Source organism: Streptomyces sp. AM25 (assembly GCF_058146165.1).
On sequence record NZ_JBKIWN010000138.1, the window covers coordinates 50,469 to 74,403 of the forward strand.

Annotated in this window: 21 protein-coding genes, 1 tRNA gene and 1 pseudogene; 15 read left to right on the plus strand and 8 right to left on the minus strand. The window is 72.2% G+C overall.

The window, feature by feature from the left end:
- Positions 1-118: 118 nt before the first annotated feature.
- Complete coding sequence (locus ACLHRZ_RS40010) at positions 119-1,639, minus strand: potassium/proton antiporter (RefSeq protein WP_490423528.1); 1,521 nt, start codon at positions 1,637-1,639, stop codon at positions 119-121.
- A 260-nt stretch (positions 1,640-1,899) separates the two neighbouring features.
- Between ACLHRZ_RS40010 and ACLHRZ_RS40015 the strand changes: the two genes are divergently transcribed.
- Complete coding sequence (locus ACLHRZ_RS40015; RefSeq protein ID WP_490423529.1) at positions 1,900-4,659, plus strand: penicillin acylase family protein; 2,760 nt, start codon at positions 1,900-1,902, stop codon at positions 4,657-4,659.
- A gap of 80 nt (positions 4,660-4,739) precedes the next feature.
- Here the strand turns inward: ACLHRZ_RS40015 and ACLHRZ_RS40020 are convergent, their stop codons facing one another.
- A complete protein-coding gene (locus ACLHRZ_RS40020) occupies positions 4,740-5,330 on the minus strand; it encodes a 5-formyltetrahydrofolate cyclo-ligase (protein WP_490423530.1) in 591 nt (196 codons plus the stop codon).
- Between the two features lie 79 nt (positions 5,331-5,409).
- Between ACLHRZ_RS40020 and galU the strand changes: the two genes are divergently transcribed.
- The 8 genes from galU to ACLHRZ_RS40060 all read left to right on the plus strand — a co-directional run bounded on the left by galU (position 5,410) and on the right by ACLHRZ_RS40060 (position 12,289).
- Entirely contained in the window at positions 5,410-6,312 is a 903-nt protein-coding gene (galU, locus tag ACLHRZ_RS40025; protein WP_490423531.1) for a UTP--glucose-1-phosphate uridylyltransferase GalU, read from the plus strand.
- Between the two features lie 13 nt (positions 6,313-6,325).
- Positions 6,326-7,624 carry a molybdotransferase-like divisome protein Glp gene (gene glp, locus ACLHRZ_RS40030; protein ID WP_490423532.1) on the plus strand — a complete coding sequence of 433 codons (1,299 nt, stop codon included), beginning with the start codon at positions 6,326-6,328 and terminating at the stop codon, positions 7,622-7,624.
- A gap of 54 nt (positions 7,625-7,678) precedes the next feature.
- On the plus strand, positions 7,679-8,173 hold the full coding sequence (gene moaC / locus ACLHRZ_RS40035; RefSeq protein ID WP_490423533.1) for a cyclic pyranopterin monophosphate synthase MoaC: 495 nt from the start codon (positions 7,679-7,681) through the stop codon (positions 8,171-8,173).
- Positions 8,170-8,679, plus strand: coding sequence for a MogA/MoaB family molybdenum cofactor biosynthesis protein (locus tag ACLHRZ_RS40040; protein WP_490423534.1), 510 nt, complete (start codon positions 8,170-8,172; stop codon positions 8,677-8,679). Before moaC ends, ACLHRZ_RS40040 begins: the two co-directional genes overlap by 4 nt.
- Positions 8,676-9,290, plus strand: a complete 615-nt coding sequence (locus tag ACLHRZ_RS40045) for a GNAT family N-acetyltransferase (protein ID WP_490423535.1) — start codon at positions 8,676-8,678, stop codon at positions 9,288-9,290. The genes ACLHRZ_RS40040 and ACLHRZ_RS40045 overlap by 4 nt, the downstream gene beginning before the upstream one ends.
- Positions 9,291-9,451: 161 nt before the next feature.
- A complete protein-coding gene (gene sepX / locus ACLHRZ_RS40050; RefSeq protein WP_490423536.1) occupies positions 9,452-10,468 on the plus strand; it encodes a divisome protein SepX/GlpR in 1,017 nt (338 codons plus the stop codon).
- A gap of 75 nt (positions 10,469-10,543) precedes the next feature.
- Positions 10,544-10,617, plus strand: a tRNA-Ala gene (locus ACLHRZ_RS40055).
- Between the two features lie 226 nt (positions 10,618-10,843).
- Complete coding sequence (locus ACLHRZ_RS40060; RefSeq protein WP_490423537.1) at positions 10,844-12,289, plus strand: hypothetical protein; 1,446 nt, start codon at positions 10,844-10,846, stop codon at positions 12,287-12,289.
- Positions 12,290-12,364: 75 nt separating this feature from the next.
- On the opposite strand, the gene ACLHRZ_RS40065 is transcribed toward ACLHRZ_RS40060, so the two are convergent.
- Positions 12,365-14,551, minus strand: a complete 2,187-nt coding sequence (locus tag ACLHRZ_RS40065) for an alpha-N-acetylglucosaminidase (RefSeq protein WP_490423538.1) — start codon at positions 14,549-14,551, stop codon at positions 12,365-12,367.
- A gap of 215 nt (positions 14,552-14,766) precedes the next feature.
- On the opposite strand from ACLHRZ_RS40065, the gene ACLHRZ_RS40070 reads away from it, so the two are divergent.
- From ACLHRZ_RS40070 to ACLHRZ_RS40080, 3 genes are all read left to right on the plus strand, one after another.
- A complete protein-coding gene (locus tag ACLHRZ_RS40070) occupies positions 14,767-15,234 on the plus strand; it encodes a hypothetical protein (RefSeq protein ID WP_490423539.1) in 468 nt (155 codons plus the stop codon).
- A gap of 18 nt (positions 15,235-15,252) precedes the next feature.
- Positions 15,253-16,467 (plus strand): ATP-binding protein, encoded by a 1,215-nt coding sequence (locus ACLHRZ_RS40075; protein WP_490423540.1) that lies wholly within the window; start codon positions 15,253-15,255, stop codon positions 16,465-16,467.
- A 64-nt stretch (positions 16,468-16,531) separates the two neighbouring features.
- Positions 16,532-17,041, plus strand: coding sequence for a DUF1269 domain-containing protein (locus ACLHRZ_RS40080; protein WP_490423541.1), 510 nt, complete (start codon positions 16,532-16,534; stop codon positions 17,039-17,041).
- On the opposite strand, the gene ACLHRZ_RS40085 is transcribed toward ACLHRZ_RS40080, so the two are convergent.
- Positions 17,010-17,543 carry a GNAT family N-acetyltransferase gene (locus ACLHRZ_RS40085; RefSeq protein ID WP_490423542.1) on the minus strand — a complete coding sequence of 178 codons (534 nt, stop codon included), beginning with the start codon at positions 17,541-17,543 and terminating at the stop codon, positions 17,010-17,012. The genes ACLHRZ_RS40080 and ACLHRZ_RS40085 overlap by 32 nt on opposite strands.
- Positions 17,544-17,577: 34 nt before the next feature.
- Between ACLHRZ_RS40085 and ACLHRZ_RS40090 the strand changes: the two genes are divergently transcribed.
- Positions 17,578-18,372: an exodeoxyribonuclease III gene (locus tag ACLHRZ_RS40090; protein WP_490423543.1), complete on the plus strand. Its 795-nt coding sequence runs from the start codon at positions 17,578-17,580 to the stop codon at positions 18,370-18,372.
- Between the two features lie 87 nt (positions 18,373-18,459).
- Here ACLHRZ_RS40090 and ACLHRZ_RS40095 read toward each other — a convergent pair whose 3' ends face one another.
- The 4 genes and pseudogenes from ACLHRZ_RS40095 to ACLHRZ_RS40110 all read right to left on the minus strand — a co-directional run bounded on the left by ACLHRZ_RS40095 (position 18,460) and on the right by ACLHRZ_RS40110 (position 21,328).
- Entirely contained in the window at positions 18,460-19,188 is a 729-nt protein-coding gene (locus ACLHRZ_RS40095; protein WP_490423544.1) for a hypothetical protein, read from the minus strand.
- 288 nt (positions 19,189-19,476) lie between these two features.
- Positions 19,477-19,677, minus strand: a pseudogene (locus ACLHRZ_RS40100) (hypothetical protein); the annotation flags it as partial.
- A gap of 44 nt (positions 19,678-19,721) precedes the next feature.
- A complete protein-coding gene (locus tag ACLHRZ_RS40105) occupies positions 19,722-20,579 on the minus strand; it encodes a helix-turn-helix domain-containing protein (RefSeq protein ID WP_490423545.1) in 858 nt (285 codons plus the stop codon).
- Positions 20,576-21,328 (minus strand): DUF6879 family protein, encoded by a 753-nt coding sequence (locus tag ACLHRZ_RS40110; RefSeq protein ID WP_490423546.1) that lies wholly within the window; start codon positions 21,326-21,328, stop codon positions 20,576-20,578. The genes ACLHRZ_RS40105 and ACLHRZ_RS40110 overlap by 4 nt, the downstream gene beginning before the upstream one ends.
- A 218-nt stretch (positions 21,329-21,546) precedes the next feature.
- Here ACLHRZ_RS40110 and ACLHRZ_RS40115 point away from each other — a divergent pair, with 218 nt between their 5' ends.
- Positions 21,547-23,037, plus strand: coding sequence for a flavin-containing monooxygenase (locus ACLHRZ_RS40115; RefSeq protein ID WP_490423547.1), 1,491 nt, complete (start codon positions 21,547-21,549; stop codon positions 23,035-23,037).
- The gene (locus tag ACLHRZ_RS40120; RefSeq protein WP_490423548.1) at positions 23,034-23,918 is read left to right on the plus strand and encodes an SDR family oxidoreductase; all 885 of its coding nucleotides are present in this window, start codon (positions 23,034-23,036) and stop codon (positions 23,916-23,918) included. The genes ACLHRZ_RS40115 and ACLHRZ_RS40120 overlap by 4 nt, the downstream gene beginning before the upstream one ends.
- Positions 23,919-23,935 lie beyond the last annotated feature (17 nt).

Below are 23,935 nucleotides of genomic sequence, written 5' to 3' on the forward strand. Positions count from 1 at the left end.
TCTCGCGCAGGACCGTGGTAGATACCGCTCCGGCCGCCTCGGTTGCGCAGCCGCGGCCGCCGTGCGGTCGCGCCAGCTCTGCATCAGGCAGAGTTGGTTCGATTGGGGAAGTTGTTGATTACTTCCTCTTTATCATACGGGGTCGTTTTCCTGCACCTATGACCCCGGTCACATCCGGTGGCCCGCTGCCGTTCTCCGCCGTGCGCTGCGCGCCCAGCCAGCCGGCCAGCTTGCCGCCCTCGGCGACCGCCCGCAGCCGCTTCTCGGCGGCGTCCCGCACCGGGTCCGTGGCCACCACCAGCAGTTCGTCCCCGTGCCGCAGGACGGTCGAGGGGGCCGGGACGAAGCTCGCCCCGTCCCGGACGACGAGCGTGACCGCCGCCCCGGCGGGCAGCCGCAGCTCCGAGACCTCCACACCGTGCATGCGCGAGCCGTCGGGTATCGCGAACGACAGCAGGTGGCCGCGCAGCCGCTCCAGGGGTGCGGACTCGATGCCGAGGTCCTCGGCCTCGGTGTCGCCCAGTTCGAGCCGGCGGGCCAGCCAGGGCAGCGTCGGGCCCTGGACCAGGGTGTAGACGATCACCAGCACGAAGACGATGTTGAAGATCCGCCGGCTGTCGTCCACCTCGGCCACCATCGGGATGGTGGCCAGCACGATCGGCACCGCCCCGCGCAGCCCCGCCCAGGACAGCAGGGCCTTCTCCTGCCAGGGGGTGCGGAAGGGCGCCGTACTGAGGAAGACGGACAGCGGACGGGCCACCATGGTCAGCACCAGCCCGACGACGAGGGCGGGCAGGATGTCCTGCCCCAGCTCGTGCGGGGTGACGAGCAGGCCGAGCAGGACGAACATGCCGATCTGGGCGATCCAGCCGAGCCCCTCGGCGAAGCCCCGCGTGGCCGGCTGGTGCGGCAGCCTGGCGTTGCCGAGGATCAGCGCGGCGAGGTAGACCGCGAGGAAGCCGGAGCCGTGGGCCAGGGCGCCGCCCGCGTAGGCGGCGGTGGCGAAGGCCATGACGGCGATCGGGTACAGACCGGAGGCGGGCAGGGCGACCCGGCGCAGCGTGCACGCGCCGATCAGGCCGACCGCGACGCCGACGCCCGCGCCGATGGCCAGTTCCAGGGCGATCTTGCCGACCAGGAGGTACCAGTGGTCGACGGGCCCGGCGGCCGAGAAGGCGACGACGAGGATGACGACGGGGGCGTCGTTGAAGCCGGACTCCGCTTCCAGTACACCCGTGAGCCGGGCGGGGAGCGGGACGTTGCGCAGGACGGAGAAGACCGCGGCGGCGTCCGTGGACGACACGACCGCACCGATGATCAGTGACTGGCGCCATTCCATGCCGGCCAGGTAGTGCGCGGCCGCGGCGGTGACGCCCACGCTGACCGCGACGCCGAAGGTGGAGAGCACCGCGGCGGAGCGCAGCGACGGTCTTATCTCGTGCCACTTGGTGCCGAGGCCGCCCTCGGCGAGGATCACGACCAGGGCCGCGTAGCCGATGACCTGGGTCAGGCCGACGTCGTTGAAGTGGACACCGATGCCGTCCTGGCCGATGGCCACGCCGATGCCCAGATAGATGAGCAGGCTCGGGAGCCCGCTGCGTGAGGAGACCCGCACCGCGGCCACTGCGACGAGCAGCACGAGCGAGCAGATGAGCAGGAGTTCGTTGAGGTGGTGGACAGTCAGGGGCCGGTCCTTTCACGAGCAACGGGAAGCGACGGGAGGAAGCTTCATTTCCTCATCTAATATTTTACGGGTTCTTAACGCGTTTCGTTGACGATCGCTTCCCAGGCGCCCGGACGCCGGTGGTGACTCCGCGTCGGGTGGCCCTGCGCCCTGCGCCTATGGTTGCTTCCAGCACTCCCGGACCCCCTGCCCCGCGAAGGACAGCAAGGACAGCGATGCCCGCCAACAAGACCGGCCCTTCCGGCAAGAAGAAGAAAGGCCGACGCGCCCGCCTGCTCGTGATCACCCTCGTGCTGCTGCTCGTGGCGGGCGTCGCCTACGGCTCGTACTGGAGCGTCGGCACGGTGCGCGCCTCGTTCCCGAAGACCAACGGCACGCTCCAGCTCAAGGGGCTGTCGGGCCAGGTCAAGGTGGTGCGCGACGGCAACGGCATTCCGCAGGTCTATGCGGACAACGCCGAGGATTTGTTCCGCGCCCAGGGCTTCGTCCAGGCACAGGACCGGTTCTGGGAGATGGACGTCCGCCGTCACATGACGGCCGGCCGGCTCTCCGAGATGTTCGGCGACTCCACGGTGGAGACCGACGCCTTCCTGCGCACCATGGGCTGGCGGAAGGTGGCGCAGCAGGAGTACGACACCAAGCTCTCGCCGGCCACCAAGAAGTACCTGCAGGCGTACTCCGACGGCGTCAACGCCTATCTGAAGGACCACAAGGGCAAGGACCTCTCGGTCGAGTACGCGGCCCTGGAGTTCCAGAACGACTACAAGCCCGAGCAGTGGACCCCGGTCGACTCGGTCGCCTGGCTCAAGGCCATGGCCTGGGACCTGCGCGGCAACATGCGCGACGAGATCGACCGCTCGCTCGCCGCGGCCCGGCTGAGCCCGAAGCAGATCGAGGACCTCTACCCGCCGTACCCGTACGACCGGAACCAGCCGATCGTCGACGGCGGCGCGGTCGACCCCGCCACCAAGACCTTCGACCCCAAGGCCACCCCGGCCGCGGGCGCGCAGAACGGTGCGACGAACCCGGCCACCGGCGGCTCCGCCGCCACCGGCCTGCGTACCAGCCTGTCCGCGCTGTCGAGCTCGCTCGACAAGGTCCCGGCGCTCCTGGGCCCGAGCGGCAACGGCATCGGCTCCAACTCCTGGGTCGTCTCCGGCAAGTACACGACGACCGGCAAGCCGCTGCTGGCCAACGACCCGCACCTGGCGCCCCAGATGCCCTCGCTCTGGTACCAGATGGGCCTGCACTGCAACAAGACCGGCCCCGAGTGCCCCTTCGACGTGGCCGGTTACACCTTCTCCGGCATGCCGGGCGTCGTCATCGGCCACAACCAGGACATCGCCTGGGGCATGACGAACATGGGCGCCGACGTCTCCGACCTCTACCTGGAGAAGGTCACCGCCGACTCCTACCTCTACGACGGCAAGCAGGTCCCGTTCACCACCCGCAAGGAGACCATCAAGGTCGCGGGCGGCAAGGACCGTGAGATCACCGTCCGCTCCACCAACAGCGGGCCGATCGTCTCCGACCGCAACGACGAGCTCGCCAAGGTCGGCCAGGACGCGCCCGTCCAGGACCCCGCCCCCGACCGCGCCGAGGGCTACGCCATCGCCCTGCGGTGGACGGCGCTGGACCCGGGCAAGACCATGGACGCGGTCTTCGGGATCAACCAGGCCAAGGACTTCAAGGAGTTCCAAAAGGCCGCCGCCGACTTCGAGGTGCCCTCGCAGAACCTGATCTACGCGGACACCAAGGGCAACATCGGCTACCAGGCCCCCGGCCGGATCCCCGTCCGCGGCAAGGGCGACGGCCGCTACCCGGCCCCCGGCTGGGACTCCGCCTACCAGTGGAAGAGCTTCGTCCCGCAGTCCGAGCTGCCCTGGGACTACAACCCCAAGCGCGGCTATATCGTCACCGCCAACCAGGCGGTCGCCGGCAAGGACTACCCGGAGAAGCTGACTTCGGACTGGAGCTACGGCACCCGCAGCCAGCGGATCAACGAGCTGATCCAGTCCAAGATCAAGGACGGCGGGAAGATCTCGACGGACGACATGCAGAAGATGCAGCTGGACAACTCCAGCGAGATCGCCAAGCTGCTGACGCCGTACCTGCTCAAGATCAACGTCAAGGGCGCCAACGAGCGCGAGACCAAGTACGTCCACGAGGCGCAGAACCTGCTCAAGGACTGGGACTACGCCCAGGAGGCCGACTCCCCGGCCGCCGCGTACTTCAACGCGGTCTGGCGCAACGTCCTCAAGCTCGCCTTCGGCAACAAGCTGCCCAAGGAACTGCGGGTCAAGGGCCAGTGCCTGCGGGTGCGCCCGGCCAACGACTCCGGTCCCCAGGAGGACCTCAACGGCAACGCCCGGCTGGTCTGGGAGTGCGGCGAGCGGGAGGCGGACGCGGCGCAGCCGGACGGCGGCGACCGCTGGTCCGAGGTCGTGCGCAGCATCCTCGACAAGCCGGACGACGACTGGTGGAAGACCAACGGCACCCGCACCAACCCCGGCGCCCGCAACCGTGACGACCTGCTCGCCATGGCCATGAAGGACGCCCGCTGGGAGCTGACCTCCAAGCTCGGCAAGGACGTCAACTCCTGGAGCTGGGGCCGTCTCCACCAGCTGAACCTGAAGAACCAGACCCTCGGCAAGAACGGTCCCGGCATCGTCCAGTGGATGCTCAACCGCGGCCCGTGGAACCTGGCGGGCGGCGAGGCCGCGGTCAACGCCGCGGGCTGGAACGCGGCGGGTGGCTACGACGTGATCTGGGTGCCGTCGATGCGGATGGTGGTCAATCTCGACGACCTCGACAAGTCGCGGTGGATCAACCTGACCGGGGCGTCCGGGCACGCGTACAACGCGCACTACTACGACCAGACGGACAAGTGGGCCAAGGGGGAGTTGTTGCCCTGGGCTTTCAGCGGGGACGCGGTGGCGAAGGCCGGGGACGACGTGTTGACGCTCAAGCCGTAGGCCCTGCCGGGCGGGCCCGTGGTCATCTGCGGGTCCGCTCCGGCTGGTCGCGCAGTTCCCCGCGCCCCTTCGGGGCGCGGCTACGGGGCGCGAAAACGACGTACCCCGCCAGGGGTGATCACTGCATTCACGGGGTGGTCGTGCGGTTCCTCCGGGACCCGTGCGACCACCTCGTCGTCGTAGAGGAGCACGATCCGGGCCGGGGCCGCTCCCGCGCGGTCCAGGCGGGACAGGACGCGGTCGTACGAGCCCCCGCCGCGGCCCAGCCGCATCCCGCGGCCGTCCACCGCCAGGCCCGGCAGCAGTACCGCCTCCGCCTCCGTCACGGCCTCCGGGCCGAGCCGCTCGCCGTCCGGCTCCAGCAGGCCCCGGCGGGCGGGGGCCAGGTGGGCGGCGCCGCGGTAGGGGGCCCAGTCGAGATCGTTGTCGGGCAGCAGCACCGGCAGCAGCACCCGGATCCCGCGGGCGCGCAGCGCGTCGAGCAGCGCGCGGGTGCCCGGCTCGGTGCCCACCGAGACGTAGGCGGCCACGGTGTGCGCCTGTGCGAGCTCGGGCAGTTCCAGCGCCCGCCGCCCGAGGGCGGCCCGCGCCTCCTCGATGTCCTGGGCCGTCAGCGCCGCACGCGCGGCCAGCAGGGTCCGCCGCAGCGCGGTCTTGTCGGACGGGATCATTGTTCGTACAAACTCCCTGGCTAGGGTCATACTCGATCGAGTCGTATCCTCGCCCAAGCCCAACGGATAGTGTCGGCCCATGACTCTCTCGCGCCCTCGGATCAGCAAGGCTGTCATCCCTGCCGCCGGGCTCGGAACCCGCTTCCTTCCGGCCACCAAGGCCACTCCGAAGGAGATGCTGCCGGTCGTCGACAAGCCGGCCATCCAGTACGTGGTGGAGGAGGCGGTGGCCGCGGGACTGTCGGACGTCCTGATGATCACGGGCCGCAACAAGCGTCCGCTCGAGGACCACTTCGACCGCAATTACGAGCTCGAAGAGGCCCTGCGCCGCAAGGGCGACGAGTCCCGCCTGGCCCGCGTCCAGGAGTCCAGCGACCTGGCCACCATGCACTACGTGCGCCAGGGCGACCCCCGGGGCCTGGGCCACGCCGTCCTGTGCGCCGCCCCGCACGTGGGGAACGAGCCCTTCGCCGTGCTGCTCGGCGACGACCTGATCGACTCCCGCGACCCGCTGCTCTCGCGCATGGTCGACATCCAGAACCGGCACGGCGGCAGCGTGATCGCGCTCATGGAGGTCGACCCCGAGCAGATCCACCTCTACGGCTGCGCGGCCGGCAAGCCCACCGACACCGAGGACGTCGTCGAGGTCACCGGCCTCGTCGAGAAGCCGGACGCCGCCGAGGCGCCCAGCAACTACGCGGTCATCGGCCGCTACGTGCTCGACCCGGCCGTCTTCGACGTGCTGCGCGAGACCCCGCCCGGCCGCGGCGGCGAGATCCAGCTCACCGACGCCCTGCAGGCCCTCGCCGCCGAACCCGGCCGCGGCGGGCCGGTGCACGGCGTGGTGTTCACCGGGCGCCGCTACGACACCGGGGACCGTGGCGACTACCTGCGTGCCATTGTCAGACTGGCATGCGAACGTGAAGACCTGGGACCGGACTTCAGGGCCTGGCTTCGCCGGTACGTCACCGAGGAGATGTAGCACTTTGCCGCCTTTGAGCAGAGCCGCCGATGCGTCCGCCGAGGCGGACCGCCTCTGGTCCGTGGACGAGCACCTCGCCGACATCCTCGGGAAAATCCGCCCGTTGGAGCCCATCGCGCTCCAACTCATGGACGCCCAGGGCTGCGTACTGGTCGAGGACGTCACCGCACCCGCCGCGCTGCCCCCCTTCGACAACAGCTCCATGGACGGCTACGCGGTCCGGGTCGCCGATGTCGAGGGGGCGGGCGAGGAGTTCCCGGCGGTGCTCGCGGTCGTCGGCGACGTCGCGGCGGGCAGCGGCGAGCCGCCGGCCGTCGGCCCCGGCGAGGCCGCCCGCATCATGACCGGGGCACCGCTGCCGCCCGGCGCCGAGGCCGTCGTCCCCGTCGAGTGGACCGACGGCGGCCTGGGCGGCGGGCCGGCCACCACGATGGCCGGTAGCGGCACGACCGAGGTCCGGGTGCACCGCTCCGTCGACGCCCGGGCCCACGTCCGCGCCCGCGGCGGCGATGTCGCCGCCGGGGAGCTCGTCCTCGCCGCGGGCACCCTGCTCGGCCCGGCCCAGATCGGCCTGCTGGCGGCGATCGGCCGCGGCACCGTCTCCGTGCGCCCGCGCCCCCGTGTGGTCGTCGTGTCGACCGGCAGCGAGCTCGTCCCGCCCGGCGAGAGCCTCGCGCACGGGCAGATCCACGACTCCAACAGCTTCATGCTCACCGCCTGCGCCCGCGCCGCCGGAGCCCTCGCCTACCGCGTCGGCGCCGTCGGCGACGACCCCGCGACACTGCGCGCCACCCTGGAGGACCAGCTGGTCCGGGCCGACGCCGTGGTCACCAGCGGCGGCGTCAGCGTCGGCGCGTACGACGTGGTCAAGGAGGCGCTCTCCGGGCTCCCGGCCGAGGAGGGCAGGGTCGACTTCCGCGGGCTGGCCATGCAGCCCGGCAAGCCGCAGGGCTTCGGCCGGATCGGCCCCGACCGCACGCCGCTGTTCGCCCTCCCCGGCAACCCCGTCAGCTCCTACGTGTCCTTCGAGCTCTTCGTACGGCCCGCCCTGCGCGCCCTGATGGGCCTGGAGCCCGCGGACCGGAAGGTCGTGCGCGCGGTCTGCCCCGAGGGCGTCGCCTCCTCGCCGAAGGGCCGCCGGCAGTACCTGCGCGGCCGCCACGATCCGGCCACCGGCGAGGTCACCGTGCTCGGCGGCGCCGGATCGCACCTGGTCAAGGCCCTTGCCGGGGCCAATGCGCTGATCGTCGTTCCCGAGGACGCCGCCTCCGTCGCCCCCGGCGCCGAGCTGGACGCGGTCCTTCTCGACTGACGCCGCGGCGCTGCCGGTACGGTGGCTCCCCACAGGACCCGGACCGGGAGAACGATGAGCAAGCAGCTGACCCACATCGACGACGCCGGTGCGGCCCGCATGGTCGACGTCTCCGCCAAGGACGTCACCGCACGCACCGCCCGCGCGAGCGGCCGGGTGCTCGTCTCCCCGAGCGTCGTGGAACTCCTGCGCGGCGAGGGGGTCCCCAAGGGCGACGCCCTCGCCACGGCCCGCATCGCCGGGATCATGGGCGCCAAGCGCACCCCGGACCTCGTCCCCCTCTGCCACCCGCTCGCCGTCTCCGGCGTCAAGGTCGACCTGACGGTCGCGGACGACGCCGTCGAGATCACCGCGACCGTGAAGACGACGGACCGCACGGGCGTGGAGATGGAGGCCCTGACGGCGGTGACGGTCGCGGCGCTGACGGTGGTGGACATGGTCAAGGCGGTCGACAAGGCGGCAGTGATCACGGACGTGAGGGTGGAGGAGAAGACGGGCGGCAAGTCGGGCGCCTGGTCCCGCGGGGCGGGAGAAGGAGACCAGGGGTGAGCCGGCCCTACCGCGCCCTCGTCGTCACCGCCTCCAACCGCGCCGCCGCAGGCGTGTACGAGGACAAGGGCGGCCCCCTGATCGCAGCCGCGCTGCGGGACCTCGGCTTCACGGTCGACGGCCCCCTCGTCGTCCCCGACGGGGCCCCCGTCGAGGCGGCCCTCCGCGACGCGGTTGCGGCCGCATACGACGCGGTCGTGACGACCGGCGGCACCGGCATCTCGCCCACCGACCGCACCCCCGAGGCCACCCGCCGCGTCCTCGACTTCGACGTCCCCGGCATCCCCGAGGCCATCCGCGCCGAGGGCCTCGCCAAGGTGCCCACGGCCGCCCTCTCCCGCGGGCTCGCGGGCGTCGCCGGCGGCCGCACGCTGATCGTGAACCTGCCCGGCTCGACGGGCGGGGTACGGGACGGCCTCGCCGTCCTGGAGCGGCTGCTGGTGCACGCCGTGGACCAGCTCCGGGGCGGCGACCACTCCAGACCGGCAGAGGGCTCCGCCGGGTGAGCGCCATCTGGCCGGTCGAGCTGGCGGACGGCGAGATCGTCCTGCGCCCCATACGGCAGCGCGACCAGCGCGCCTGGCGCGAGGTCAACCACCGCAACCGCGACTGGCTGCGCCCCTGGGAGGCGACCGTCCCGCCGCCCCCGCCCGGCGGCCGGCCCGGCCGCCGGCCCACCTTCCGGCAGATGGTCCGGCACCTGCGCGCCGAGGCCCACGCGGGGCGGATGCTGCCGTTCGTGATCGAGTACCGCGGCCGCCTGGTCGGCCAGCTGACGGTCGCCGGGATCACCTGGGGCTCGATGTGCTCGGCACACATCGGCTACTGGGTGGACGAGGCCGTGGCGGGCCGCGGCGTGATGCCGACCGCCGTCGCGCTCGTCACCGACCACTGCTTCCGCACGCTCGGCCTGCACCGGGTGGAGGTGTGCATCCGCCCCGAGAACCTCCCCAGCCGCCGCGTCGTGGAGAAGCTCGGCTTCCGCGAGGAGGGCCTGCGCCCCCGCTACCTGCACATCGACGGCGCCTGGCGCGACCACCTGGTCTATGCGCTGACCGCCGACGAGGCCGTCGACGGGCTGCTCGGCCGCTGGCACCGCAGCCGCTCACAGAAATAAAATAAACGTTCGATATTGACTGTCAATTGACGGTATTCGTTGGCTTCCGTCGGCTTCCGTTGCCAACAATCACAAAAAAAGTTCGAGATATCAGCCGGATCGTGCGACACACCGCGCCAATTGGCGGAATCCGCTGTCCGGACCCCTCTACCGTGTGAAGGGTGAGCAGCAGCGGCCTGATCTACGCAGTCATCGTCGGGGCCTGGGCCGCCTACTTGGTGCCGATGTGGCTCCGTAGGCAGGACGAGCTCAATGAAGCCCGTCCGACGGAACGCTTCAGCACAGCCATCCGGCTTCTGTCCGGACGGGCGGGCATGGAGCGCCGTTACGCCAAGGACCTCGAAGGGCGCACCCCCGCTCAGGCGGCGGTCCCGGCGGACCCCGCGGAGCCGGAGGAGCGCGCCCCCGAGCCGGACGCCGTGACCGAGATGGTCGCCGTCCGGCCCTCCGGCGCGCCCGCGCCCGGCCCGGCGGCGCCGACGCCCGCCGAGCGGGCCCGGCGCTCCAAGGTGCTGGCGCGCCGCCGGCGCACGACCGTGCTGCTCTTCCTCGCCTTCACCGTCGGCGCGATCGTCGCGGGCGTGGGCGGCCTGGAGTTCCTGTGGGTCCCCGCCGTGCCGGCGGCCCTGCTGAGCGCGTACATCGGCTACCTGCGGGTGCACGAGCGGCGCCGCTTCGCCTTCACCATGGACCGCCGCCGGGCCGAACTGGCCGCCCAGCGGCTGCGCGAGGGCCGCCCGCGCCCTCAGCAGGCGGCGCCGGAGAGCGCGTCCGACGCCGCTGACACCGTGGTCCGCCCGGCCCCGGCAGCGCAGCCCCCGGCCTCCTCGCGCAGCGCGGACCGGCGGGCGCTCGTCGAGCAGACCGACCACGCCGAGTGGGTGGACCAGCAGCGCGAGCGGGACACCGGCGACGGCTGGGAGCCCGTGCCGGTGCCGCTGCCGACGTACGTCTCGGCGCCGGTCGCCCCCCGCGCGGGCGGTCCCGTCGACCTGGGCGCCCCGGACACCTGGAGCTCGGCCCGCTCCAGCACCGCCGAGCCGGCCCCCGACCGCAGGCCCGCCGCCGAGGAGCGGCGCGGCTCGCGCCCGCTCCGCCGCCGTCCCCGCGAGCGCGGCCGCACGCCGCTGTTCGACCAGTACGCCGACGAGGACCGGCCGCGCGCGGCCAACGAGTGAGCTGACCAGCGGGGTCGGAGGGGGAGCGGATTTCCGGGCGCCCCGATGGGGGTGCTAGAGTTCCACTCGTTGCAAGGGCCTGTGGCGCAGTCCGGTAGCGCACCTCGTTCGCATCGAGGGGGTCAGGGGTTCGAATCCCCTCAGGTCCACCGCACATGGGAAGGTCCCGTCCGAGAGTTCTCGGGCGGGACCTTTTCGTTGTCGCCGTCCTCTGGTGCCGGTGTGATCCAGATCATCTTCGTGCGGCTGGTGAATCGGTTCTGCGTGGCTGTGGGCCGTGGCACGATCTTGCCAATCGTTACCTGCGAGTAACGGCCCGGCCGGAGTGCCGACTTCCTCCGGTCGCCCCCACATCACGCCCCTGAGGGACCAACTTTGCGCAATACCACCAGGTATGCCGTTCTACCGGTACTGACTGCCGCCTCCCTGCTCGTCGTCACCGGGTGTTCGGGGTCGTCCGGCACCTCCGCGGCCGGGAAGAGCGACCGCACGGAGCCGGTGGCCGCTGCCGGGACCGCTGACGCGCACCCGCAGCTCGCGGTGGCTGCGGCGCCTGCCGGTGACGGGGCGCCCAGCGCCGTGGCGACGCCGCAGACGGGCGGGAAGCCCGCGGCCAAGTCCTCGCTGAAGGTGGCCGAGTTCGACAAGGGCAGCGGACGCGCCGTCATCTCCGGCAAGGAGAAGGACAAGGGAAAGGGTAAGGAGGAGGGCGGAACGCCCAGGCCCGCGGCCCCCGTTGCCGTCGGTGACGTCATCGCCAGTGCCCCGGCCCCCGGTGCGCCCCAGGGCGTGCTGGCGAAGGTGACCGAGGTGGTGGGCACGACCAAGCAGGGCACCGAGGTGAAGACCGCCCCGGCCACGCTGGGCGCCCTGCTGGGCGGCTCCACGGCCAAGGGGCAGGTGCCCGTCGACCCGTCCTCGGTGAAGGTCGAGCCGCTCGCCCCGAAGGTGAAGGTCTCCTGGGCGAAGACCGGCGGCGTGCACTTCGGGCCCGAGGGCGCGCAGTTGCCGCTCGGCAGCCTGCGGGTCGACGTCAGCGCGGCGCTGCCCACGGTGACGGGCAAGGCCGGCCCCGCCCAGGGGTCCGTCGACGCCTCCGCCAACGGCTTCGTCCAGCTCGCACCCGAGGTCGACTTCGCCTACGACGGCAAGGGCACCGCCACCGGCACGCCGGGGACCGCCTCCCTGAGCCTGTCCGGCGACTGGACCTCGCAGTGGGAGCTCAAGGGTCAGGCGGCCGCAACGACGGCGGACGGCAAGCCGCTGCGGGTGCCGTTCGCCAAGCTGCACGCCGACCCCGTCATCACCGTCGGCGCGGTGCCGGTCGTGATCAACCTCGACCTCACCTGCTACCTCCAGGTCGACGCCGACGGAAAGGTCAGCGTCGACGTCAAGCAGGACGTCAAGGGCGACTTCAAGGTCGGCGGCTCGTACAGCAGGGCCAAGGGCTGGACGCCGGTCGCCAAGGCGGACATGAGCGGCACGCCGGTGACGGCGACCGCGACCGCCGCCGGCAAGGTGAAGGCCGCGCTCGGCGCGGAGGCCAGTGTCGGCCTCTACGGCAGCGTCGGTGTCACCGGCAACGTGGCGCCGTACCTGCGTGCCGACGTGGAGGGCACGGCCACCGGGGCCTCCGACGGCACCGGGTCGCTCGTCGGCAAGTGGGCCGCGTACGGCGGTGTCGATCTGGGCGGGGCGCTCCGGGCGCACCTGGATATTTTCGGCACTCCCGTGTTCGAGCGGAGTCTGCCGCTCGGTCCTCTGAACCGGGAGTGGAAGCTCGGTTCCGGTGAGGGTGCGGTACGTACTCCCAAGCGGTAGGGGTCGGTTGGGGCGCGGGGTACGTGCGGGTCGGCTGTGGCTGATCGCGCAGTTCCCCGCGCCCCTTACGGGCCGCTACAGCCTCGACGCCACCGTTCTTGCGATGCGCATGATGTCGCCCTGCGGTCTTGACGGGAACGCAGGGCGTTCTCGCGTCCAGCGGTCCTCCAGGGCGAACCAGTCGATCGGCTTCGGCTTGCGGCCCTCCGCCAGCGCCGCGGAGAGTTCCGTGAAGTACGTCGTCCAGCGCAGCCGGTAGAGGCCGCCGATCAGGCCGGACCACTCGCGGTTGGCGTAGTCGTGCAGTTCGCCGCCGTCCGCCGCGGCGCGCGGGCCCCATATCGTCAGCAGGGAGACCGCGTCGTACTCCAGGGCGTCGCGCTCGGCGGGGGTGGATCCCCAGGCGCGGGCGTCGGCGGTCCAGCGGCCCAGCAGGTGGTGTGCGTCGGTGGCCGTCACCTGTTCCAGCAGGGTCATCCAGTCCAGCCACTGGCGTGCGAGGCCGTCGAAGCGGGCGCGGTCGCCCGCGTCGTGCGCCGCCTTGATGCGGGGCAGCAGCAGACGGCTGCGGTTGGCGATGCACTGGCGGGCGACGTCCATCAGGTCGTAGCGGTAGGCCGAACTGCCGCGCAGGCCGGGAGCGACGGCCAGCAGGGCCGGCAGGGCCTTCTCGAACTCGGCGGCGTCGTAGCGCAGTCGGCGCGGCGACCAGGTGCCCGCGTGGGTGGCGGCCAGGTCCGGGCGGGCGCCGAAGAGGCCGTCGGCGGCCTCGCTCCAGCTGTCGGCGCGGGTGGTGCCGTAGGCGGTGCGGCGCAGGACGTCCCAGGCGCGGGCGGCGTGCGGGTCCGCGGCGCCGTAGCGCGCGACGGACCACTGCCCGAACCAGGCGGCGAGGTCCGTGGGGCCGTCCGTCCAGGCCAGGTCCGAGAAGAGGGCGAGGGCCGCGGGGTTGTTGTCGGTGGCCTCGGGCATCAGGGCGATGCCGCGCAGCGCGCTGCCCCGCTTGGTGCGCCAACGGTCGTACAGCGCGGCCCAGTCGGGGGTGTTGGCGCCCATCGCGGTGTGGCCGCCGAAGTTCCAGATGGAGCCGAAGGCGTAGGGTGTGCCGCCCCAGTCGGCCTCGCGGTCGGTGACCTTGGGGAAGCGGTCGGACAGGCCGTCCAGGACGAGCATCTTCGAGCGGTCGACGGCGTCGAGGATCTCGCGCCGCGGGTTCTCCTGCCAGCCGAGGATGGCCCAGACCGCGCCCGGACGGGCGGACTGCAGTGCGTCCTCCACGGCGCGCGCGGCGTCCGCGACGGGGACGTCGCCGGGGGTGCCGCCCTCGTGCAGCAGGTCCATCTTGTACATCGAAGTGGCCCCGTGGAGCTCCTCCTGCACCCGGTAGAAGGTGCGGGCGACCCGGGCGAAGTGCGGGGTGCGCGGGTCGAGCCAGTCGGGGCGCCGGAAGCCGCCGCCCCAGTCGCCCTGCGGGACGACGCGGGCGCCCGGATTCCGCCGGTCGAAGTCCGGGGGCACGGTGCCGAACCAGCCGGGCAGCACGGGCGTCATGCCCAGTTCGCGCAGCCGGTGCACGATGCGCTGCGCCAACTCCGTGCGCCGGGCGAGGAGTCCGTCGGAGACGGGGCCGCCGAAGGAGGCCATGTTCTGCAGCAGCCACCAGGGCTGGTGCGCGGGCCCCGGGATCCAGTCCCGCAACTCGGCGTCGTCGTAGCCGTGTTCGAGGAAGGTGCGGTGGTAGACGGCGTCGGCGCCCGCGTAGACCAGCACTTCGTTGAAGCCGTGCAGGGCGAGGACGTCGATCTCGCGCTCCCAGGAGGCCCAGTCGCGGTACGGGCCCGTGTAGCCGTCGCCGGTGTCGTTGAACACGAAGCGGTGGACGGCGTTCGCCGTGCCGGTGACCGGGGCGGCGGGGGCCGGGAGGCGGTCGGGGAGGGCGGTCTGCTCGCCGTTCCAGGAGAAGTGGGCGTGCGCCGTCCGCCTCAGATAGCGGTGGAATCCGGCGAGTTGGACGGCCGGGGTGGTGCCCTCCACCGTGATCCGGCCGGTCCGGCCGGACACCCGGAAGACGTCGGCCCCGCCCCTCCGGGCCACGGTGCGGAAGGCGACCTGCTGCCGGTGCCGGGGGAGCAGCCGGGCCAGCGCGGTTGCCGCGGCGCCCGCTTCGGCGGCGTTCGCGGAGGTGGAGGAGATGCCGGCGACCGCTCCGAGGGCGGCCGACCCGGCCACGGCGCCGAGCAGCGTGCGGCGGGGAATGTGCATGAGTGACCTCCGTGTGGCGCCGCAGGGCCTGTGCCGATCCATCGGACACCCCCCCCGGCCTCTGGACCGGACCACTTGAGCGCGGTGATCCTATGAGCCGACGCCGGGAAGGGGTCAAGGGCGCGGGCGTCGAACCAGCCACGCCGGTTACATTTGGCACGAATGGCCCCATCGAACGCCCGTATCCGTCCCGTCCGTCCGGCATGAGGAACCCCGTGCGACCACTCCTCGCGACCGCCGCCGCCGTGTCCCTCACGGCGGTGCTGCTCGGTGCGACGCTGTGCGGCTGTGCCGACCCGGGCGGACTGAAGGTCACCGGTCCGGCGTCGAGCCCGGCCGCCTCCGTGGCGGGCCCGGTCTGGATCACCGAGGGCGCCGGTCAACCCCCGGTGCGCCGTCCGGCGTCCTTCGAGATCGGCGACTCGGTCCGGCTGAGCGGGCTGCGCTGGAAGTCCTGGGGCGGCCCGACCGCCGAGGCGACCGGCGAGGTGTCGGGCGGCTGGTGCGCCCCGGCCTGCCGCGACAGACCGTACCGGGCCGGCGTCACCCTGGGCGGGCTGGTGCGGCAGGGCGGCTCCGGCTACTACAGCCGGGCCGTGGTCGCCGTGGCCGAGGCCGCCGGGCTGCCGCCCGCACAGCAGAAGGAGCTGCGCGACCTGCGGCTCCCCGTGCCCAGGGGATAGAGGGACAGGGGGCGTCCGATGGGACTGCGCATCAAGACCGCCGTGGCGATCACGGCGGTCTCCGCTCTGGTCGCCGTCATCATCGGGCTCGTCGTCCATCACCGCACCGCCGTCAACCAGTTGGACACCGCCCGCAGCGACATCGACCAGCGGCTGCTGACCGCCGTCGAGGACCACGCGGCCGGCTTCGACCGGCCGCGGACGATCCTCAACCCCTACCGGATGCCCGGCCCGTTGCGCCGCGCCGTCGAACAGGGCAAGCGCGCCACCTACCTCGACCGCAGCGGCCCCGAGCCCGCGCTGTGGGCCGCGACCCGGCTCGGCGACGACGTCATCGTCATCAAGCACGCCTACACCCGCCAGGACCGCAACCTCGCCTCCCTCGACGAGGACCTCTGGCTGGCCGGCGGCCTCGGCACCGCCCTCGCCGCCACCGTCGGCGTGGCCCTGGCCACCATCGTCGGGCGCCGCCTCAACGCCTCGGCGCGGACCGCCGAGCGCATCGCCGACGGCGATCTGACCGCCCGGCTGAAGCCGCGGGGCGGCAAGGACGAGATCGCCCGGCTCACCCACTCCGTCAACACCATGGCCGACGCCCTCGCCGCCCGCCTGCAGGCCGAGCGCGAGGTGACCGCCAACATCGCCCACGAGCTGCGCACCCCGGTGGCCGGCCTGGTCGCCGCGGCCGGGCTGCTGCCGCCGGGCCGGCCTGCGGAGCTGGTCCGGGAACGGGCGCAGCGGGTGCGGTCGCTGATGGAGGACGTCCTGGAGGTGGCCCGGCTGGACGGCGACGCCGAGCAGGCCGAGACGGACGTGAGGGCGCTGGGCGAGCTGACCCGGCGGGCGGTGCGGGCGGCGGCCGCGCCCGGGCAGGACGAGGTCACGGTCACGGTGGTGCGCGAGTGCCTGGTGGAGACGGATGCGCGGCGGGTGGAGCGGATACTGGCCAACCTCGTCACCAACGCCTTCCGGCACGGCGCCGCCCCGGTCGTCGCCGAGGTGGACGGCGGCGTCATAAGGGTCCGCGACGGCGGGCCCGGCTTCCCGGAGCACCTGCTCACGCGCGGCCCCCAGCGCTTCCGCACCGGCTCGCGCTCCGGCCTCGGCCTGGGCCTGACCATCGCCGCGGGCCAGGCCCGGGTGCTCGGCGCCCGGCTGACCTTCGGCAACCCCGCGGGCGGGGGCGCGGAGGCGGTGCTGGACCTGCGGGACGCGGTACGGGACGCCCCGTAGGGGCGCTGCCCCTTCGGGGTGTGCTGACGTGCGCGGGCCGGTGGCCGCCCCGAGAGTGGAAGCCATGAACGACAACGTCCTCTTCATGACCGTGCCGAGCCGCGAGCGCGGCCACCGCGCGCTGGAGGCCCTGCGCCAGGCGCACTCCGACGGCGACATCACCCTGCGCGAAGGCGTCGTCATCGCCCGGGACGCGGAGGGGGCCCTGGACTTCCCCGACGCCGTCGACAACACCGGCACCGCCCACGCCTTCGCCATGGGCGGGCTGCTCGGCGGCCTGCTGGGCATCCTCGGCGGACCGCTCGGCGTCATGATCGGCTTCGGTGCGGGCGGGCTGATCGGCGGTATCCACGACGCCCGGGAGGCCACGGCCTCGAACGCGGCCCTGGAGATGCTGGCCGCCGAGGTGCCGCCGGGCTCCACCGTGCTGATGGCCGAGGTCCAGGAGGAGGGCCACGAGCCGGTGGACCGGCTGCTGGAGCCGTTCGGCGAGGTACGGCGCTACCCCGCGGAGCAGGTGCGGGCGGAGGTCGAGGCGGCGATCAAGGCGAGTCCGGCGAAGCCGGCACCGTGAGCGGTCCGGTGAGCGGCTCGGTGAGCGGCTTGGTGAAGCAGCGGCTGCTGTCGTACGCGCGGTAGAAGCCGAACTTCCGCTGGTGGGGGACCGGTGCGTAGCCGGACGAGGCGTAGAGCGCGATCGCCTCCGGCTGCATGGTCCCGGTCTCCAGCACCATCCGTATCCGGCCCGCGGCCCGGGCGTCGTCCTCCAGCACGGCCAGGATCCGGCGGGCCAGCCCGCGCCCGCGTGCCCGCGGGGCGACGTACATCCGCTTGATCTCGGCGTCGCCGTCCGCGTACCCCTCGTCGTTGCGCTCCTGCGCGCGCCAGCCGCCGGTGGCGACGGGCGTCCCGTCGTCCTCGTACGCGATGAGATACAGCCCACAGGGCGGGACGAACTGGGCGGGGTCCATGACCGTGAAGTCGGGTTCCCCGTACCGCTCCACGTACTCGAGTTGGACCTGGTCCTGGAGTTTCACGGCATCGGGATGGTCGTACGACCTCGGCAAGATCCGCATTCGCCGATCGTACGGAAACGGGTACCGTACCGGAATGCTCACCGTGACGACCGTGAACGTGAACGGCCTGCGTGCTGCGGCCAAAAAGGGCTTCGTGGAGTGGCTGGCACAGACCGAGGCGGATGTCGTCTGCCTCCAGGAGGTGCGCGCCGAGCCGCACCAGCTGCCCGACGAGGTGCGCGAGCCGGAGGGCTGGCACGTGGTGCACGCCCCGGCGGCGGCCAAGGGCCGCGCCGGCGTCTCCGTCTACTCCCGGCGCGAGCCGGACGCGGTGCGGATCGGCTTCGGCTCGGCCGAGTTCGACGGCAGCGGCCGCTACGCGGAGATCGACCTGCCGGGCGTGACGGTGGCCAGCCTCTACCTGCCCTCGGGCGAGGTCGGCACGGAGCGGCAGGACGAGAAGGAACGCTTCATGGCGGAGTTCCTGCCGTACCTGACCGGGCTGCGCGCCCGCGCGGAGGCGGACGGGCGCGAGGCGCTGGTGTGCGGCGACTGGAACATCGCGCACACCGAGGCGGACCTCAAGAACTGGAAGGCCAACCGCAAGAGCGCCGGGTTCCTTCCGGAGGAACGGGCCTGGCTGTCCGAGGTGTTCGAGCAGTACACGGACGTGGTGCGGGCCCTTCATCCGGATGTGGCGGGGCCGTACTCGTGGTGGTCGTACCGGGGCCGGGCCTTCGACAACGATTCGGGGTGGCGGATCGATTACCTCGCCGCCACCGCCGGCCTCGCGGCCCGCGCTCGTAAGGCCGTTGTGGAGCGGGCCGCCTCCCATGCGGAGCGGTGGAGTGATCACGCGCCTGTGACTGCCGTGTTCGGGGCTGCGTAGTCGGCTGCGGGCTCGTCGTGGCTTGTCGCGCCCACGCGGCGGAGCCGCACATCGTAAGGAGCCCCGCGCCCCTTGCGGGGCGCACCCTCACACCCTCTGCAGGTCCGCCTGCAGCGTCGCCAGGTCTATGCCGTTGACCTTGCCGGCCTCCTTGTACTCCTGCGAGAGCACCGCCCACGCCTCGTCGGAGTACGTGGACCACCAGTCCCACGCGATCGGCTGCACCGCGCCCCAGGTGATGCAGTACAGCCAGTCCGCGTCGTAGCCGAGCAGCGGGATCGCGTGGCCGCCCTCGATCGGCTGGTCCTGCCAGCCGGGGTCCAGGGTCCACGGCTTGCCCGCGGAGAACTGGTCCTGGGCGTTGGACGGGACCTGGATGCCGGCGTAGACGCCGCCGAAGAGGCTGATGGTCTGCTTGATCGCGGTCAGGTCGTGGACGTTGACGGGCGCGTAGGCCACCGCCTTGTTGCCCCAGAGGCCGCTGTTCTGCCAGGACTTGAGGACCTGGGACTCGACGAGCCCGGTGTCCTCGCCGCCGGACAGGTGCAGGTACTCGTCGATCACCTGCTGCTCGGTCGGCACCGGGTCCTTGGCGCCGGTCTGGGCGTTCCACGACTGGATCGTGTGCGCGGCGGCGGCCATCGTGCAGTCGCCGTAGCGGTCGTTGCCGTCCATGGGCCAGGCGGTGACGTTCTTCGCCCAGTCCACCGCGTCCGGCGGCGCGGGCAGCGGAGCCGCGGCATAAGCGGTGAACTCCTTGAGCACGACCGGGAACTGCGGGCTCAGCTTGCCGAATTTTCCTGCAGCACGGGCCATTTCTCTTCACTCCGTTGCATCCGCGTGGGGGAGGTGCAGGGTGAGAACAAAGCTCCCAGACGGCCGGGGCTTTTCCCAGAGTAATGCCGCATTCCGGTGCCGCTTTTTCGGCGGGTGCGGTGCGGGCCCGAAGCCCCCCGGAGAGGCCGGGTGGGCGGCGGCTCCGGCTCGTGCATGTGCTTCGCGCTGATGGCGTCCCATCAGGACGGTGCAGTCGGTCGCCCTGCTCATGTCGCCTGTGGCGACGGCTTCCGCATGTTCGGCCTTGATCGTGGAGCATTCGACGCAACGCTTCGTCGTCCCGACGGGCCGGATGCGCGCGGGCGGGCAGTCCCACTCACGGCCGCCGCCCTGCGGGCGGAGCTGGACGTAGGGGCCCTCGCTGCCCATGACGATGCCCAGGCGGCCGGTCCGGGTGTCGAGGGCGGGGGTGCCGGGCTTCGGGCCGGGGGCGTCGGTGGCCGCTGTCACTTCGTGCGTGTTCTCCATGAACAGGACGTTAGACAGGGCGCGTTGGACGGACGCTGCTTGATTCACGGATATTCGAGCGCAGCATCCAGGCCGCGGCGTGCTCCGACGATGATGCGATGCGCATCGGGCCCGTAGACGGCGTTCCGCTCAAGCGCCTTCCAGGCGCGATCATGCAGCGCCACGTCCAGAGGGTCGTCCAGCCACATCTCGGCGTGCCAGCTCTCGGTGATGACCAACTCGTCGTCATGGATGGAGAAACCGACTCCGGCGGGTACGTTCATGTCGGCTGTGAAAGGGACGATGCCGACCCGTACCGATCCGGGAGCAAGGCGTGCGGCCACGCGTTCGAGCTGCTGCGCCAGCACCTCTGGCGGGCATGGGCGAGCGCGCAGCGCTCCCTCCCAGATCAGGAAGTGGAAGACGCGGTGGGGCTCGCCGAGGACGGACTGGCGGTCCACGCGGGTCCGCACGGCGGTGTCGATGTCGCGGGGTGGCGCCGTGTGGATCGCGGAATAGCGGGTCAGGACGGCACGGGCGTACTCCGGGGTCTGCAGGAGGCCGGGGATCAGCGTGGGGTCGAAACTTCGCCGCATGCGGGTCCTGCGGGCCTGTGCGCCGTGTGCTTCTTGGACGGAGCGGTATCCCCCCGCAAGCTGGCGCCGCCACGAACGGTACTGCGTCTCCAGGCCGCGCAGCCGCCCCACGAGTTCTGCGGCCGCATCCGGATGCCCCGTTCCCCCGGCCCATGCGGTGAGATCGGCGGTGGTGGGTGTCTGCTTGCCGTTCTCCAGCTTGCTGACCTTGGACTGCGGCCACCCGAGTCGCGCGGCCAGTTCCCTGCCCGGCAGCCCGGCCTCGGCGCGCAGCTCCCGGAGCCGCGCGCCGAGGGACAGCCAGGCGTGCTGGAAGTCGGTCGTCACACAGCGGAAGGTACCCGACCCCTGAACTCCTCGTAGCGCGTGGCGTAGTGCCATGCGGTGTCACGGACCCGGCAGGCGCGCAGCACCTCTGCCGGTTCCGTGATCAGCTCCATGCCGACGGTCCGTTCGCCGTCGAAGTGGAAGCGGGCCACCGTGCGCGAGTCGAACAGCCAGAAGTCCCAGAGATTCAGCCCGTACTGCTCGGCGTCGCTGCGCCACAGGTACCGGATGTCCTCGCTCGCCGCGACGTTGGTACGGGCACAGGCGAGGAGGTATCGCTGGCCGGTCGTGGGCGGGTCGTCCACGAGCCGTACGCGCTCGAACCGTTTGCCGTTCGCGACCATGCGTCGCACGTTGTCGAACCACGGGTGGCCGGCTTCACCGGCCGTGTCGCCGGTCCGCAGGAACTCCCGGTACGACGGCATCGCCTGGTCCGATGCGTAGCCGGTGCGGGTCTCCAGGCGCCATGCGGTGTGTGCGAACCCGTCGTTGATGAACTCGTTGATCTCCTGTTGCGGAACGAACCGCGTCACGTGGTGGGGCTCCTTCGGTGCGAAGTTCACCAGAAGCTCGCGAGGGACGACCACAAAGGCCTCGCCGTCCTTGACGTGTTTCAGCTGGGCCACGTCGCCAGGGTCGGTCACCGCATCGCCTTGTACGAGCACTTCCCCGGTGTCCAGGTCTTCGTAGAGAGTCGGGCAGTCGCCGATTCCCGATGTGCTGCCGAGGACCCGCAGTCGTCGTGCCATGGCCGTTCCCCTCGTCGTCGGACACAACGGACCCAGCTTGGTGTGCGAGGGGCACCCCGTCCGGCGCGATTCGCGATTATTCGCCCGCCGCAGCACACGTGACCCTCGGTAACTCCTTTGCCCCGGACCTCTATCGCCGCGAACACCCCCTGGCTTACGCTCCCGACTGTGCCAGCGATTGCTGGCACCTTCGGCGATCCGGGGAGGCTGCGGCAGACATGACCGAGCACGTACGGGTGGCGGTGATCGGGGCAGGGTTCGGCGGGCTGGGGGCGGCCGTGCGGCTGCGGCGGGAAGGGGTCACCGACTTCGTGGTCCTGGAGCGCGCCGGAGCCGTCGGGGGTACCTGGCGGGACAACACCTATCCGGGCTGTGCCTGCGACGTCCCCTCCCACCTCTACTCCTTCTCCTTCGCCCCCAACCCCGAGTGGCCGCGCAACTTCTCCGGCCAGGAGCACATCCGTGCCTACCTGGAGCGGGTCACCGACGTCTTCGGGCTGCGGCCCCACATACGGTTCGACTCCGAGGTGAGAGCCATGCGGTGGGATGCCGAGCGGCTGCTCTGGGAGATCGACGCCGGCGGCCGCGCCCTCACCGCCGACGTCGTCGTCTCCGCGACCGGGCCGCTCGCCGACCCCAGGGTGCCGGACGTGCCGGGGCTCTCCGGCTTCCCCGGCAAGGTCTTCCACTCCTCCCGCTGGGACCACTCCTACGACCTGCGCGGCAAGCGCGTCGCCGTCATCGGCACCGGCGCCTCCGCCATCCAGCTCGTGCCCGGCATCCAGCCGGACGTCCGGCGGCTCACGCTCTTCCAGCGCACCCCGCCCTGGGTGCTGCCGCGTGCCGACCGGCGGATCACCGCGGCCGAGCGCTGGCTGCACACCCGGGTGCCCGCCACCCGCGCCCTGCGCCGCGGGGCGCTGTGGGGCATCAGGGAGGTGCAGGTCAACCTGTTCACCAGATGGCCGGACCAGCTGGGCTGGATAGAGGGCCTCGCCAAGTCCCACATGGCCAAGGCGATCAAGGATCCGGGGATGCGCGCCCGACTCACCCCGGACTACCGGATCGGCTGCAAGCGCATCCTGCTGTCCAACGACTACTACCCGGCCCTCGCGCAGCCCAACGTCGACCTCGTCCCCTCCGGGCTCGCCGAGGTGCGCGGCTCCACGCTCGTCGCCGCCGACGGCACGGAGGCCGAGGCCGACGCCATCGTCTTCGGCACGGGTTTCCGGGTGACCGACCTGCCCATCGCCGGGCGCGTCACCGGCGCCGCCGGGACCACGCTCGCCGAGGAGTGGAAGGACGGCATGGCCGCGCTGCGCGGCACCAGCGCCGCCGGCTTTCCCAACTTCCTCACCATCATCGGGCCCAACACCGGCCTCGGGAACAGCTCGATGATCCTCATCATCGAGGCGCAGCTGAACTACCTCGCCGACTTCCTCCGCCAGCTCGGCACCCTCGGCGGCCGCGCCGCGCTCGACGCCCGCCCCTCCGCCGTCCGCGCCTGGAACCGGCGCCTGCAGCACCGGCTGCAGCGCACCGTCTGGAACACCGGCGGCTGCGACAGCTGGTACCTCGACGCGGAGGGCCGCAACACCGTGGTCTGGCCCGGGAGTACGGGCGAGTTCCGCCGGGTCACCCGCCGCGTCGACCTCGCCGAGTACCAGCTGCTGCGCGCCGCCCGGATACCGGCGGAGGCCGCCCGGTGAGCGCCCGTACGAGCCTGGCCGGCCAGGTCGCCGTCGTCACCGGGGCCGCCCGCGGCGTGGGGGAGCTGCTCTCCCGCAAGCTGGCCGCGCGCGGGGCGCACGTGGCCCTCGTGGGCCTGGAGCCCGCCGAACTGCGGCGCGTCGCCGAGACGTTGCGCACCGACTCCGCGCACTGGCACGCCGACGTCACCGACCACGCGGCCATGACCCAGGTGGCCCGCGAGGTCAAGGCCCGCTTCGGCAAGGTGGACATCGTCGTCGCCAACGCCGGTGTGGCCGCGGGCGGTCCGCTGACCGCCTCCGACCCGGAGGCGTGGCGCCGCGTCGTCGAGGTGAACCTGGTCGGCAGCGCCGTCACCGGGCGGGCCTTCCTGCCCGTCCTGGCCGAGAGCCGCGGCTACCTGCTGCAGATCGCCTCGCTCGCCGCCCTCGCGCCCGCGCCGATGATGACCGCGTACTGCGCGTCGAAGGCGGGCGTGGAGGCGTACGCGCACTGCCTGCGCGCCGAGGTGGGGCACAAGGGCGTACGGGTCGGGGTGGCGTATCTCAGCTGGACCGACACGGACATGGTGCGCGGCGCGGACGAGACCGACGTGATGCGGGAGCTGCGGCAGCGGCTGCCGTGGCCCGCCAACCGCACGTACCCGCTCGGCCCCGCCGTCGACCGGCTCGTGGCGGGCATCGAGCGCCGCTCGGCGCACGTGTACGCCCAGTGGTGGCTGCGCGGCATGCAGCCGGTGCGCTCGGCGCTGCCGGGGCTGATCGCCCTGGGCGGGCGGCGTGAGATGCGGCGTGTGGAGTCCCGGCTGACGGCCCTGCCCGACGGGCTGGTGGGCGCGGGAGGGCTGGCGGACACCAAGGCGCGCACGGAGCGTGGTTGATCGAAATGCGGCTTTCG